The organism is Rhodococcus sp. P1Y, assembly GCF_003641205.1.
Taxonomy (GTDB): Bacteria; Actinomycetota; Actinomycetes; order Mycobacteriales; family Mycobacteriaceae; genus Rhodococcoides.
In genome coordinates this window covers 5,706,713-5,720,066 of the sequence record NZ_CP032762.1, presented here as the reverse complement: position 1 = coordinate 5,720,066, position 13,354 = coordinate 5,706,713, and the positions used below count along the sequence as shown (strand labels likewise).

Below are 13,354 nucleotides of genomic sequence, written 5' to 3'. Positions count from 1 at the left end.
TTAGGGCCCCTCTGAGGCACTCAACCACGCCACTGAGGCACGGCCGCTAGTTCGCGTGCGCCGTAGGCGCCTAACTGACGCTGATGGCGCGTTCCGGGCAGCTGTCCGCTCCTGCCCTGGCCTCCCCGGCATGGTCGGGCTCCTGCCCCTCGGGCAGCACGTAGGCATGTCCATCCTCGTCGCGCAGAGCGAAGACCTGCGGCGATGTCATTTGGCACAGGCCGTGACCCTGGCACTGGAACTCGTCGACCGATACGTTCACGACTCCTCCTTCGAAGCACTCTTTGTTTACAGTCACTCCAGTGACCTGAACTATAAGCTGGTCAATGCTGTGATGTTGACAACATCGTAATCTAGTATAACCATTATCAGGACAAGGCCCGAATGGTTGCGCCAGATTTCGCTCGCAGGAGGAAACACAGACATGACTGAAAGCGGCCGTTGCCCGGTCATCCACTTCGACCACAACTCGCAGGAACACTCCGCGGATCCTGTTGGCTCCTACCGCAAGCTCAGGAACGCCGAGAAGCGCGGTTGGTCCGAAGCGCACGGCGGTTACTGGGTGTTGTCCGACTACGACGCCGTGTTCGACGCTTCCCGCGACGACGACACGTTCTCCTCGGCGCGAAACGAGTACGGCGGCGAAGGCCTGTCGGTGGTTATCCCCAAGACGCCCATGCACTTTCACATCCCGATCGAGCTGGATCCCCCTGAGTTCCGCAAGTACCGGAAGATCGTCAACCCCATCACCTCTCCGGCCGCCGTCGAGAAGATGAAGGATCTGGTCGAGCACCACACCACCGCCTTCATCGACAGCGTCATCGAGGCGGGCGAATGCGATTTCACCTCGGTCATCGGGGTGCCGGCCATCGTCACCGTCGACTGGCTAGGCCTCGGCATCGAGGACTGGAAGACCTATGCCGCAGCGCATCATGAGGCCCTCGCCGGGGTGCCGGGATCTCCGCACTACGAGCACGCAATGAAGGTCGACTTCCCGTACCTGTCCGAGAAGATGCGTTCGGTCATTGCCGATCGACGCGAGAACCCGACCGGCGACGTCATCAGCTACCTCGTGCAGCAGGAGGTCGACGGCCGCGTCCTCGACGACTTCGAGGTGTTCGCGATGGTCGAGCTCCTGGTCGCAGGTGGCACGGGAACGACGGCGTCACTGGTCAGTCAGACGCTCGTGTGGCTCGCCGATCACACGGACGTCCGCCAGCGCCTCATCGACGACCCGTCGCTGATGGATCATGCTGTCGAGGAATTCCTCCGGTTCTTTTCGCCGACGCAAGCGCTCGCGCGGACCGTGACCGACGACGTCGAATTCAAGGGGTGCCCGATGAAGAAGGGCGACCGCGTTCTCCTGTCGTGGGCGTCAGCGAACCGTGACGAAGAGCTGTTCGAGAATCCCGACGAGATCGACATCGACCGCTGGCCGAACAGGCACACAGCATTCGGTATCGGTGTGCACCGCTGCTCAGGTTCGCACCTCGGTCGTTTGATGGCAAAGACGTTGTTGACGCAGATCCTCAACCGTATGCCCGACTACACGATCGAACGCGACAAGCTCGAGCGCTACCCACATCAGGGCACCAATATGGGCTGGCAGCGAATCCCAGCGCACTTCACCCCGGGCAAGCGGCTCCTGGCAGACGGCGAGGCGCTTGCCGCGTCCACCGCACCCGCTGCCCCGATGTACTGATGAAAGTCGTCATCGTAGGCGGCGGTCTCGCCGGCGCGCGTTGCTGTGAAACGTTGCGGGCGAACGGTTTCGAAGGAGAGATCGTGCTTCTTGCCGCCGAGGAACACCTCCCCTACGACCGGCCTCCGCTGACGAAGGCTGCGCTGAAGGGTGAGTTGAACACGCAGTTGCGCACCGACTACGACGCCTTGAAGATCGATGTTCGCACCGGCACCGCCGCAACAGGACTCGACACGAGCGCCAAGCAAGTCCACACGGCAGGCGGCCCGGTCGAGTACGACGCCCTGATCATCGCGACGGGCGCCGCACCGATCCGGTTGCCGGGCAGCGAACGTCAGTTGGCCGTACGCACCGTGGACGATTCCCGCTCGCTGCGGGAGAAGCTGGTTCCAGGGGCGAAAGTCGTTCTCGTCGGCGCGAGTTGGATCGGCGCGGAGGTCGCGACAGCCGCTCTCGCTGCCGGCGCCGAGGTCACCTGCATCGAATCCGGTCCCGCGCCACTCGGAAATGCTCTGGGCGAGGAGATCGGCAAACGATTCGTCGACTGGTGGTCGGAGGTGGATCTTCGTCTCGGCATCGGCGTCCGCGAGGTCACCGACACCGGCGTCACGCTCACCACCGGCGAGGAAATCTCGGCCGACGTCGTCGTCGCCGGAGTCGGCGTCAGGCCGGATGTGGCGTGGCTGGGCGGATCAGGGCTCGAGATCGATCGAGGGATCGTCGTCGACGAGAACTTGCGGACTTCGGATCCTCACGTATTCGCCGTCGGTGATGTCGCAGTGCGCTGGTCACCGCGGGCCCAGGAACGTCTGCTCGTCGAACATTGGGACGACGCTAGAACCGGTCCCGACGCCATCGCCCGGACCCTGACGGGCGGCGAATCCGTCGCCCATGATCCTGTTCCGTACTTCTGGAGTGATCAATTCGGTCACAAGCTCCAATATGTCGGCCACCACTCGTCCACGGACACCGCTGTCGTTCGAGACGGCGTGGACGGCAAATGGGCTGCGGCATGGGTCGACGACTCAGGGCTGCTCACAGCGCATCTCAGTATCGACACGCCCAAGCTCATGATCGGCGCACGCGCTGCTGTTTCAGCCGGCGCGCGGCCCGACGCTCTCGCGCTACGCGATATCGCCCAACCGCTCAGCTAAATCCGTTCGGCAACAACAGGAGTGATGTACCGATGACCGCTACAGTCCCCACCGCAACGACCCTGAAGAGCTACGACAAACTGTTCATCGGCGGAAAGTGGGTCGAGCCGTCCAGCGACAAGGTGATCGAAGTCGTCTCCCCGATCACCGAGGAACTGCTCGCGACGGTTCCCGAAGCGCAGCCCGCCGACATCGACAAAGCCGTCGCTGCCGCACGAAAAGCGTTCGACGAAGGCCCCTGGCCACGTCTCACTGCCGCCGAACGGGCGAAGTATCTCATCCGTATCCAAGAAGAAGTCGAGAAGCGATTCGATGACATGGCAACCGCGTTCACCGCAGAGATCGGTGCACCGGCGGGCGCGAGCGTCGCATTCCACAACAACGCACTCAAGATGTGGGGCGACGCGTCCACCCTGCACGAGCGTTTCGAATTCGAAGAAGAGCGTAGTTGGCCCGAAGGTCACGGCAAGCTCGTCCGCGAGCCCATCGGCGTTGTTGCCACGATCATTCCGTGGAACGGCCCGGTCGCTACAGCCTCACTGAAGATCGCACCTGCTCTCGCTGCCGGTTGTACGGTCGTGCTCAAGCCTGCGCCCGAAGGCCCGGTCAGTACCATGCTGCTCGCCGAGGCACTCGAAGCGGCAGGTCTGCCCGAGGGCGTCATTTCCCTGCTGCCGGGTGGCCGCGAAACCGGTGAATATCTGGTGCGGCACAAGGACGTCGACAAAATCTCGTTTACTGGGTCGACCATTGCCGGACGCAAGATCATGAGCATCTGCGGTGAGCGCATCGCACGCGTCACGCTGGAATTGGGCGGTAAGTCTGCAGGTATCATCGCCGACGACATCGCCCTCGACAAGGTGTTTCCCGGCCTTGCGTTTGCAGGGATCGGCCACAGCGGTCAGGTCTGCGCGGCCATCACCCGCATCGTCGTCCCGCGTCACCGTCAGGACGAGGTGGTCGAGACCATCAAGACGATCTTCGAATCGGTGTCCGTCGGCGATCCGCGTAAGGACGACACCGTCATCGGACCGCTCGCCGCCGAGCGTCAGCGCACCCGCGTGCTCGACTACATCGAGGTCGGCAAGGCCGAGGGTGCGAGGCTCGTCACCGGTGGCGGCCGTCCGGCCGGACTGGACAAGGGCTGGTATGTCGAGCCGACGCTGTTCGCCGACGTCACCAACGACATGCGCATTGCACAGGAGGAAATCTTCGGTCCTGTCGTCGTGGTGATCCCGTTCGACGACGTCGACGAGGCCATCGCCATCGCCAACGATTCCGATTACGGTCTCTCCGGAGCCGTCTACGCCGAGGACGCTGCGCTCGCGGAGAGCATTGCCCGACGCGTCCGCACCGGTCAGATCTCGATCAACGGCTGGGACATGTGCGTCACGCAGCCCTTCGGTGGATACAAGCAGTCCGGCCTCGGCCGTGAAGGCAACGTCGAAGGCCTGAGTTCGTTCCTCGAGACCAAGCTGATTCAGTTCGCGAACTAGTTTTGCAAGATGAAGGGCCCCTCGTGAGGGGCCCTTCATCATTATCGAAGGTTCACAGCGCGGACGTAATTTGTTGAGTTGCAGCGGCTGAGGGGTGAATGCCTTCCTCTATTGCCTTGATCTGAAGTGCAAGGAATTTGCCGTAGTAGCGAGCCATCGCGAGGTTGCCGCCCATGAACCACAGACCTGGGTGCCCAGATTTTCGCCAAATGCCCTGTAGTTCGCCTTCGTCGTCGAGGCCCCACACTGGACCACAGCGGTCCGCGACGTGGTCGCCGAGGAGATGGCGGGCGGTTTCGAGCATTCCCTTGAATCCGGTGGCGAACACAACGATATCGGCGTCGAGGGCGGTACCGTCGGTCAGTCGGACGCCGTGCGGGGTGAATCGTTGGATCTCGACACCTGCTCGGATGTCAATGTCACCCGCGGCGATGAGTTCTGAGCAACCGACATTGATGTAGTAACCACCGCCTTTCTGGAGGAACAGCATGAGCGCGCCCGTGCCGTCGATCCCGGTGCTGAGCAAGAAACCGGATCGGCGGAGGCCATCGAGGAGGTCTTTGTCGGCCTCGGCCATGGCAGAGGTGGTGGCCTGGTGGATGTGGGGTACAGCCTTGAACGGGAATGAGGCACCGAGCAGGTCGGCCGTATCTGTCGGTGGCCCGGTTTCGTCGTACATGCCGACCATGGCGATTGCGGAGGCGTCGACGCTGACCACGTAGGAGGGGGACCGTTGGATCATCGTGACGTCGGCGCCCTGTTCATGCAGTTCTTGAGCAATGTCGTGGCCGCTATTGCAGCTGCCAACGACGGTCGCTTTCTTGCCGCGAAGATCAGTACCACCGGTGAATCCGCTTGAATGACAGAATGTTCCCGTGAATTTCTCCGCGTCGGGGACAGTGGGCATGTTCGGTTCGGTGCCGCTGGCGCCAGTTGCGAGCACCAGATGTCGGGGGTGCACGGTGCGCTCGCTGCCGTCTGCCCGCCGAATCGTTACGGTCCACACAGCGTCGTCGTCGTCGTAATTGCTGGACACTAGTTCGGAGCCGGTCCAGACATTGAGTTCCAATGTCGAGGCGTAGAACTCGAGCCAGTCGCCGATCTTGTCCTTCGGTGTATATATCGGCCAGGTCGGCGGGAACGGGAGGTAAGGGAGGTGGTCGTACCACACGGGGTCATGCAGCACGAGGGATCGGTAACGGTTGCGCCAGTTGTCACCGATGCGTTCGCCTCGGTCAATGACAAGCGTGCTCACGTCGACCTGTCCTAGGCGGGCCGCGAGACCGAGGCCGCCGTGGCCAGCGCCGATGACGAGGACCTGTGGTTCGGAATCGTTGAATTCCTGCTGCGCGAGACGGGCGTCCTGCCAGTTTCGGGCCATGCGGTCCGCGCCCTGGGCACCGCCGCGGGGGCGGCGGGCGCCGGCGGACTCCTCGTAACCGACGAGTTCCTCCATCGCAGTGAGCAAAGTCCAGGCCTTCCACGACGTATCGTCTCCGGTCTGGGTCAGACGGAGGACCCCTCGGCCGCGGGCCAATTCGGAGTCGATGGTGATGACCGCCTGTATCCAACGATCGTCACCAACCTCGACCAGGTTCGCTTCGTCAGGCATGAAAAACCGTACTTGGCCATGGTCGGGGCCCTCTGCGAGGTGCATACCGATGTTCTCGATACCATGCACGCTGCGCAAGTCCCAGCCGAAAATTAGTAAGTCCCGCCACCACCCATCGGCCTGGAACAACACCGCTGCCGCCGCTGAATCACGGCCGGCGACAGCCGTGGTGAATCCTCGAATCCACTCCTCGGCGATCGCTTTTGGATCGACATCATTCAGCGGTGCTGTCATGAGAATTCCAATCTATGATACTCATTACCTTGATTGTAATCAGTGTCACAGTTCGGGCCTCGTTTTGGCGGCAATTTGAAAGACTGCCCAAAAGTCTTCTCTGTGTGCTCATGCAGGTACGTCGACTTCGACGGAGAGCAGGCTCGCGTCACGAGTATCTTGGCGCGCGTGCTCGGAGGATGACGGCGCCGCACACGCGAACAGCGTCTTACCGTCCAGCCCGCCGAGCATGCATGCGAAAACCCCTGTCGGGAATACCTTTTCGTCGATAATCTTGCCGCCCTCGACGACGCGAATCAGCCTCTGGTGCAGCGCGTCGGCGACCCAGATCGCACCTTCGGAATCTAGACCGATGCCGTCAGGGGCTACGGAGGCTGCGCTCATAGCGTCCTTGACGGTGGTGCGGGGGACCTCGGGCCCGAACGCCGCCCAGATTCGACGGTTGGACAACCCGCCATCGTCGGCGACGTCGAATGCGGTCAACCGGTTACCCATCGACTCGGCGACGACCAGTGTGCGGTCTTCGGTGATAACGGACCCGTTGGGAAACAGCAAATCTCCGGCGGCGATGTCGGCGTCGCCGTTGGGAGCGACATGGATGAGCACAGCGGATTCGACGTACGACCGGCTACGAAACTCGAAACCGAAGGTACTGATGTACGCATGTCCGCGCTCGTCGACGACCATGTCGTTCAACTTGCCCGTTGCAAGGTGGGACACGTCGGCATGCGTGACGAGTGTGCCGTCGTTCTCGCGGCGTAGTACGAGCCCGTCGACCATCGATACGATCAGCAGTCGACCGTCGGGCAGCCAGCCGAGCCCGGACGGACGATCGGTCAGCGTCGCCTCGATGCGAACGTCGCCGTCGTCACCGATCGAAAGAACCTCGTGCGCATACAGATCCGAGACCCAGATCCGTCCATCGTGCCAACGTGGGCACTCGAGGAACGCCCTGTCGGTGATGACGGTGCTGATGTCGGTGGTGCCGGTCATAACTGTGTTCCTTTGCATGTCGACTTCTATCGTGTGAGGCCAGGCGGATCGCATCACTCCTGAGACGCGGCGACCATGTCTTCGCGTTCGACGACCTTGACGCGTTCGCGGCCTTCTTCTTCGCCGAGGGAGCGCTCAAAGGCGTCGAGGCGGTACCAGCCGTCCCAGGTGGTGAAGGGGACTTGCTTGCCTTCGAGGAAGGTGGTCACCTCGTCGAGGCCCGGCTCGGTGGCTCCGGTGAAGTTGGGTGCGTCCTCGAGCAGGTTGGCGACGGTTTCGTTGGCGTCGCCTTTGGTGTGGCCGATGAGGCCGACGGGTCCGCGTTTGATCCAGCCGGTGACGTAGGTGGCGGGGACCGTAGTGGTAGACGACGGCGATTCGACGACTCTGCCTGCTTCGTTGGGGATGGTGCCGGCTTGTTCGTCGAAGGGTAGTTGGCTGATGTTTTGGGAGAGGTAGCCGACGGCGCGGTAGACGGCTTGGACGTCCCAGTCGTTGTATTTGCCGGTGCCTTTGACGTTTCCGGTGCCGTCGAGTTCGGTGCGTTCGGTGCGTAGGCCGGTGACTGTGCCGTTTTCGCCGAGGATTTCGGTGGGGGATTCGAAGAAGTGCAGGAACAGTTTGTGGGGGCGGGTACCGACGTCGCGGATGGCCCAGTCCTGGAGGGTGTTGGCGACCATGTCGACCTGTTTGGAGTTGCGGCGTGCTTGTTCGGAGCCTTCGTCGTAGTCGATGTCTTCGGGGGCGACGATGACTTCGATGTTGGGGGAGTGGTCGAGTTCCCTCAATTCCAGTGGTGTGAATTTGGCCTGAGCGGGTCCGCGGCGTCCGAAGACGTGGACTTCGACGGCCTTGTTCGCTTTGAGGCCTTCGTACACGTTGGCGGGGATTTCGGTGGGGAGGAGTTCGTCGCCGGTTTTGGCGAGGACGCGTGCGACGTCGAGGGCGACGTTGCCGACGCCGAGGACGGCGACTTTTTCGGCGTCGAGGGGCCAGGTGCGGGGGACGTCGGGGTGGCCGTCGTACCAGGAGACGAAGTCTGCGGCGCCGTAGCTGCCGTCCAAGTCGATGCCGGGGATGTTGAGTGCGCGGTCGGCGTTGGCGCCGGTGGAGAAGATGACGGCGTCGTAGAAGCGGCGTAGGTCGCCCAAGGTGATGTCGGTGCCGTAGTCGATGTTGCCGAGTAGGCGGACCTGTGGTTTGTCGAGGACTTTGTGCAGGGCGGTGATGATGCCTTTGATGCGGGGGTGGTCGGGTGCGACGCCGTAGCGGATGAGCCCGAACGGGGCTGGCATGCGCTCGAAGAGGTCGATGCTGACACCCGGGCCGCTGACATTGTGGTCGGACTTCATGAGTGCGTCGGCGGCGTAGATGCCTGCCGGTCCCGCGCCGACGATGGCAACGCGAAGAGGTCTGGATGTGTCCATACCCTAATCGTAGTTATCATGCGCATGAATGCAAGACCCCCGCATGTGAACGTTTTTACATAGCCCACTATGTAAAAACGCTCACATGCAGCGAAGCGCCTACTCGAGCTGCGCCACCACGATGAAATTGTCGTTCGTAGGTTCACCGCCGCGAACATCGCAGTTGGCCAGGATCAACCGACCCGGGACCTGAGTGCGTAAATCGTTGTCGGACAACAACGAGCCCTTGGGCAACGGTCCGACGGTGTCGACCGAATACTCGAGGACCCCGCCGGGTGTCTGCAGCACCACATCGTCGCCTGGCTGGACGACACTCAACGACTTGAACGGTGCGTCACGCTTCGAATAGTTGTGTCCGGCAATGACAACAGTCTGCTGGGTGTCCGTCCCCGGTAGTCCGCTCTCGGCCCACCAGGCGGGTAGTTCGTCCACCGGGTTCAACACTTGATTTTCGTCGCGGAACAGCCCTTCGGGATTCACTGGACTGCTCAGATATGTTGCTCCGTCAGCAGATCGCAGTTCGATCCAGCTGGGTTGCGCAGGCTCCACCGGGGAGGGTGGAGCCACGGAGATCCGTGACTCCACCGACGACCTGTCCGGCGCGGCCGGTGCAGGTTCCGAAGTTGCACAACCTGCTACGAGCAGGGTCAGCCCTAGAGCAATCGCGAAATTACTACGTCGCATCTGTCGAGTTGCGGCGACGCAGGTACAGACCGCCACCGACGGCGGCGACGGCTACTACGCCGACTCCCGCCAGGATGGCAGGTGTCGAGGACGAGCTGTCGGAACTGCCCGATGCGCTGTCCGCCGAATCTCCCAGTGCCAGATCGACAGCGGGTAGTTCACCGGCGACCACGGTGACGCCGTCCTCGTTGGTGGTGAAGTAGTCGGCGACCGTGAACGATCCGTCTTCGTTGGAGACGCCGATCAGTTCGACGCCTGTTTCGTCGACGACGACCGTCGTGTCGTCGACCTGAGTCACCGGAACATCTTCCTTGACGGTGTTGCCCAAGTTGATGGTCCAGTTGAACTTCGGTCCACTGGCGGCGAGCTCGGCGGCTTTCGCCTTCAGGTCGGCCTCGGCCTTGGTTGCCGCGTCAGCAGCCGCTTTGGTGTCCGTCGCGACGGTCTGTGCCGCCTTCAACTCGGCAGCTTTGGCGTCGGCGACGACCTTGGTGTCGGTCTCGGCCTGAGCGGTTGTGGTCACCGCGAGGGCTGCGTCCGCTGCGAGTTCATTGGCGGCCTCGAGGTCCGTCTGTGCGTCGGCGGCGAGCTTTTCGAGCGCGGTGATGTCAGCAGCAGACGGTGCATCGGCGAGATCTGCTTGCGCCTTCGCGAGTGCATCGGTCTTCGCCGCGAGGTCTGTCTTGGCTGCGGTTTCGGCTGCTCGCGCGTCGGCGGCCTTTTGTGCCGCTGCGGTTGCCTCCTCGGTCGACGTTGCGGCTGCCGCTTCGAGTTCCTTGGCCCTGGCCTCGGCTGCTGCCGCGACCTCGACGGCCGTGCGTGCCTCGACGGCAGCGGAAAGCGACGCGGCTGCCTTGGCCGCTGCCGCGCGTACCGCTGCGGTCACCTTGGCGATGTTGAGAGTCTTGAACGACTCCTGGACTGCGACGAGGGAGTCCTGCAATGCTTTCGCCGAAGCCTCGGCGTCTGCTGTCGCGGTGGCGGCCAGTTCGGCCTTCGCTTCGGCTTCGATTCGCGCCTCGGCAGCCTTGGCGTCGGCGTCGGTGCTGCCGGCGGCCGTTGCTTCTGCTTCCAGGCGAGTGGCCTCGGTCGCAGCGTCCGCAGCGACCTTGTCCGCGTCGGTCTTGGCCTTCTGTGCTGCATCCGCGGCGGCTTGTAGGGCAACGGTGTCGCCCTTGGCCTTTGTCACGGCAGCGCTGGCCGCGATGGCGTCCAGCTTGGCCGTTGCTGCGATTTCGTCGGCAGCCTTGGACTTGGTTACGGCCTCTGCGGCTGCAACCTGAGCCTTGGTCGCTGCAGTGCTTGCGGCGGCGTCGGCGGTCTTGGCAGCCTCAAGCTTGACCTGCGCTGCAGCCGAGGCTTCCACGGCGAGCTTGCTGGCGGCTTCGGCGTCGGCCAGGGCCTTTTTCTCCGCGTCGGATAACTGCGGAATGACGTCGACGTTGACCGTCGCAGTTCCGTCTTCGTTGAATACGACGCCACCGGTGACGAGCGGAAGAGGCCGCGTGGCCGAGGGAGCTTCTGGGACGGGGACAGCCGCGGCCGCAGCGTCCCCGGTTCCGCTGGAGAGAACCTGCGCGGGAGGTAGTACAGGCGCCTCGCCTGCGACGGGCGCGGTCCCTTCAGGAGTGACGACCTCGACGCTTGCATCAGGTGCGACCGACTCAGGAGACTCTTCGCTGCCCCCTTCGGCGGGAGATTCCACGCTGGAGCTCTCCGAAGGCTGTTCGTCCTGAGCTGCGGCTACGCCCGGTGCAGCGATGGCGAACGACAGTGCTACCGCAGCGCCGGCGGCAGCCAGGCGGGTTTTCCGCGAACGAGCGATCGACTTCTGCGACATGGATCTTCTAACCCTTCGGTCGTGGCAGCCGAAGCTGCCAACACGTCCGGCCCGATCCGGAAATGCTTTTAGTGAGGCACACGTACTTGTGCTTCCAGGACCGTAACGGACCAATAGGTCTCTCAGGGTTTACCCAGGCTTTGGTTATGAACTTGTTACTGATGGTGCTTCTGTGACAAGAGTGACGACGGGAGACGACGACAGCGGGTTCTGAACGTCATTCGCACACTTTCTGGACAACCGCACACGGTGCAACCAGCGCGGGCGGTCGCAACGTGTGCGGTCGAGATCGACGAACGGGAATCGAAAAAGCCCCACCCGGATGTGTGCGGGTGGGGCTTCGTTCGTGCGAGCGAACGGGCGTCAGTTCAGGCTGTTGTCGTCCATGAAGTTCTTGATCGCCAGATCCCATTCCGCATCGCGTCGGCAATCCAGGTGGAACCGGATTGCCGCGTAGACGCCGTAGAAGATCAGGCAGGCCGCGAACAGGCTCCCGAATCCGGTGAACAGAGCCGCAAAGACGGCGTCGCCGTCCGAGAGAGGTGGAGTGGAGCGAGCGCCCTTGTCGTCGACCCAGATGTCGGCTTTCGTACCGATGGGCGCGCCGGTGCTGACGGCAACTTGACCTTGGTGCTCGACGTTCTGGAAGGTCCACGACGCGTCGACGGTCGCGCTGCTCTGGGTGGAGTAGTCGGACTGCGCGAAAGGCGTCGGTTCGGTCGTCGACGTCGTGGTAGCCGTGACGGAATGGCGGGTGTACTGCTGCTCTGCGACCCGGCTTTGCTGCTCGGACAGTGTGGCCATACCGAACCACGCCGCCGCCGGAACCATCAGAATCATGAGCACGGTGGCGATTCGCTTGACGCGGGCCTGGAGGCGGTCCGACGGTCGAACGAGGGGGTTTCGATCGAACTGCACGTCGACATGGGACGGCCCGGTGTTGTTCGTGTGTTTCCGCCGCATAGCAGTCCTCGGTCTCGTGTGCAGTGTTTACCCTCCAACGATGACAAGGTGGTGGACCGTGAATCAAGGAGAAGGGGCCAGCATCACACAATTGGTTACCCCAGCTAAGCAGGGAGGTTCGAGATGAACCGATCGACTTTGTCGCGCGCAGCCTTCGCCGCGGCTTCCGTCGTGACGGTGGCCGGGGCTGTTGTCGGATCACCGAGGACCCAGCAGATTGCAAAGCCGCTGATGGTTCCGGCGCTGGCCGCGGGCGTATCGAGGCCTGCTCTGCCGATTGCGACTGCACTGGCCGCGGCGACGCTGGGAGACGTTCTGCTCATCGACCCGGACGACGACACCCGCATTCTTCGCGGTGCGGCGGCGTTCGCGGTCATGCAGGGCTGCTACATCGGTCTGTTGTCTTCGCGTGGTGCGCGGCCACGAGCGGTGAACCTCGTTCCGCGGTTCGCCGGCTGGGCTGTAGCAGCGGTAACGCTCGGCCGGCGGTCTCGGGATGTGGCGCCCGGACTGTCCGGATACGGTCTGACACTCGCGACGATGTCGACGCTCGCAGCCGACCCGTCGCTCGCACCGGGCGCACGACGCTTCTGCGGACTCGTCGTGCCGGGCGTCGACCCTAGGTCGCGGCTCGCGCTGGGCGGGGTGCTGTTCACCGTGTCCGACGCTCTGATTGTCTTCAGACGATTGTTTCTCGTGTCCGAATCGCATCGCAGGGCAGCGGAAGGGACGATTCTCGCGACCTACGCACTAGCCCAGCTACTCCTCGTCGAGGGTCTGTCTCGGCAGTAGCAGCACACGGTGGTGATCGGCGGGGTCGACCATGATCGGGACTACGGCGCCTACGTGGAAGCGAGCCGATTCACCTGGCGGGATGGAATACACGATGCGACCCGCGAACGAGACCGATCCTGGAACGGTGAACTCCAGATCCAACTCGCTCGAGGTGTCGTCGATCGGATGAACCCGTGAAATTCTCGCCCATCCTTCGACGCCGTTGCGCGCTAGCTTGCGCTCATCGGCAGTGCGGCGACGGGCGATCATCATCGCCAGACCCAGCGCCGACGCGAATCCTGCGATCAACGCAGCCAGTTGGTAGGGGAGTGTTCCCGCTGGTGCGGACGGACGAAACCATCCAGCCCAGACCGCAAGCACGACGATGTACACGGCTGTGACGATCGCCACTGCGCGCACGGTTCGTTCGTGATTCATCCAAAATCTCCTCGAGACATTCTCAGGCTAGACCTCA

12 protein-coding genes are annotated in these 13,354 nt (G+C 63.0%); 4 read left to right on the top strand and 8 right to left on the bottom strand.

What is annotated here, in order from left to right:
• Positions 1 to 70: 70 nt before the first annotated feature.
• Entirely contained in the window at positions 71 to 262 is a 192-nt protein-coding gene (locus D8W71_RS26525; protein WP_121118076.1) for a ferredoxin, read from the bottom strand.
• 162 nt (positions 263 to 424) lie between these two features.
• Between D8W71_RS26525 and D8W71_RS26520 the strand changes: the two genes are divergently transcribed.
• From D8W71_RS26520 to D8W71_RS26510, 3 genes are read left to right on the top strand one after another with little or no spacing between them, the layout of a single operon-like run.
• Complete coding sequence (locus D8W71_RS26520) at positions 425 to 1,702, top strand: cytochrome P450 (protein WP_121118073.1); 1,278 nt, start codon at positions 425 to 427, stop codon at positions 1,700 to 1,702.
• The gene (locus tag D8W71_RS26515; RefSeq protein ID WP_201265204.1) at positions 1,702 to 2,856 is read left to right on the top strand and encodes an NAD(P)/FAD-dependent oxidoreductase; all 1,155 of its coding nucleotides are present in this window, start codon (positions 1,702 to 1,704) and stop codon (positions 2,854 to 2,856) included. Before D8W71_RS26520 ends, D8W71_RS26515 begins: the two co-directional genes overlap by 1 nt.
• A 32-nt stretch (positions 2,857 to 2,888) precedes the next feature.
• Positions 2,889 to 4,352, top strand: coding sequence for an aldehyde dehydrogenase (locus D8W71_RS26510; protein ID WP_121118069.1), 1,464 nt, complete (start codon positions 2,889 to 2,891; stop codon positions 4,350 to 4,352).
• 52 nt (positions 4,353 to 4,404) lie between these two features.
• On the opposite strand, the gene D8W71_RS26505 is transcribed toward D8W71_RS26510, so the two are convergent.
• From D8W71_RS26505 to D8W71_RS26480, 6 genes are all read right to left on the bottom strand, one after another.
• Entirely contained in the window at positions 4,405 to 6,198 is a 1,794-nt protein-coding gene (locus D8W71_RS26505; protein WP_121118067.1) for a flavin-containing monooxygenase, read from the bottom strand.
• A gap of 108 nt (positions 6,199 to 6,306) precedes the next feature.
• On the bottom strand, positions 6,307 to 7,191 hold the full coding sequence (locus tag D8W71_RS26500; protein WP_121118065.1) for an SMP-30/gluconolactonase/LRE family protein: 885 nt from the start codon (positions 7,189 to 7,191) through the stop codon (positions 6,307 to 6,309).
• A gap of 53 nt (positions 7,192 to 7,244) precedes the next feature.
• Positions 7,245 to 8,618: an FAD-dependent oxidoreductase gene (locus D8W71_RS26495; RefSeq protein WP_121118063.1), complete on the bottom strand. Its 1,374-nt coding sequence runs from the start codon at positions 8,616 to 8,618 to the stop codon at positions 7,245 to 7,247.
• A 99-nt stretch (positions 8,619 to 8,717) separates the two neighbouring features.
• Entirely contained in the window at positions 8,718 to 9,185 is a 468-nt protein-coding gene (locus D8W71_RS26490) for a class F sortase (protein ID WP_236077623.1), read from the bottom strand.
• Positions 9,186 to 9,291: 106 nt separating this feature from the next.
• Entirely contained in the window at positions 9,292 to 11,142 is a 1,851-nt protein-coding gene (locus D8W71_RS26485) for a hypothetical protein (RefSeq protein WP_121118060.1), read from the bottom strand.
• Positions 11,143 to 11,505: 363 nt separating this feature from the next.
• The gene (locus D8W71_RS26480; RefSeq protein ID WP_121118057.1) at positions 11,506 to 12,105 is read right to left on the bottom strand and encodes an Rv1733c family protein; all 600 of its coding nucleotides are present in this window, start codon (positions 12,103 to 12,105) and stop codon (positions 11,506 to 11,508) included.
• 123 nt (positions 12,106 to 12,228) lie between these two features.
• On the opposite strand from D8W71_RS26480, the gene D8W71_RS26475 reads away from it, so the two are divergent.
• A complete protein-coding gene (locus tag D8W71_RS26475) occupies positions 12,229 to 12,897 on the top strand; it encodes a lysoplasmalogenase (RefSeq protein WP_121118055.1) in 669 nt (222 codons plus the stop codon).
• Here D8W71_RS26475 and D8W71_RS26470 read toward each other — a convergent pair.
• Positions 12,865 to 13,317: a hypothetical protein gene (locus tag D8W71_RS26470; RefSeq protein WP_121118053.1), complete on the bottom strand. Its 453-nt coding sequence runs from the start codon at positions 13,315 to 13,317 to the stop codon at positions 12,865 to 12,867. The genes D8W71_RS26475 and D8W71_RS26470 overlap by 33 nt on opposite strands.
• Positions 13,318 to 13,354: the final 37 nt, after the last annotated feature.

Excerpts from the sequence above, each read along its gene's own strand:
- D8W71_RS26520 (WP_121118073.1), top strand. The coding sequence starts at position 425 with ATGACTGAAAGCGGCCGTTGCCCGGTCATCCACTTCGACCACAACTCG.
- D8W71_RS26515 (WP_201265204.1), top strand. The coding sequence starts at position 1,702 with ATGAAAGTCGTCATCGTAGGCGGCGGTCTCGCCGGCGCGCGTTGCTGT.
- D8W71_RS26510 (WP_121118069.1), top strand. The coding sequence starts at position 2,889 with ATGACCGCTACAGTCCCCACCGCAACGACCCTGAAGAGCTACGACAAA.
- D8W71_RS26505 (WP_121118067.1), bottom strand. The coding sequence starts at position 6,198 with ATGACAGCACCGCTGAATGATGTCGATCCAAAAGCGATCGCCGAGGAG.
- D8W71_RS26500 (WP_121118065.1), bottom strand. The coding sequence starts at position 7,191 with ATGACCGGCACCACCGACATCAGCACCGTCATCACCGACAGGGCGTTC.
- D8W71_RS26495 (WP_121118063.1), bottom strand. The coding sequence starts at position 8,618 with ATGGACACATCCAGACCTCTTCGCGTTGCCATCGTCGGCGCGGGACCG.
- D8W71_RS26485 (WP_121118060.1), bottom strand. The coding sequence starts at position 11,142 with ATGTCGCAGAAGTCGATCGCTCGTTCGCGGAAAACCCGCCTGGCTGCC.
- D8W71_RS26480 (WP_121118057.1), bottom strand. The coding sequence starts at position 12,105 with ATGCGGCGGAAACACACGAACAACACCGGGCCGTCCCATGTCGACGTG.
- D8W71_RS26475 (WP_121118055.1), top strand. The coding sequence starts at position 12,229 with ATGAACCGATCGACTTTGTCGCGCGCAGCCTTCGCCGCGGCTTCCGTC.
- D8W71_RS26470 (WP_121118053.1), bottom strand. The coding sequence starts at position 13,317 with ATGAATCACGAACGAACCGTGCGCGCAGTGGCGATCGTCACAGCCGTG.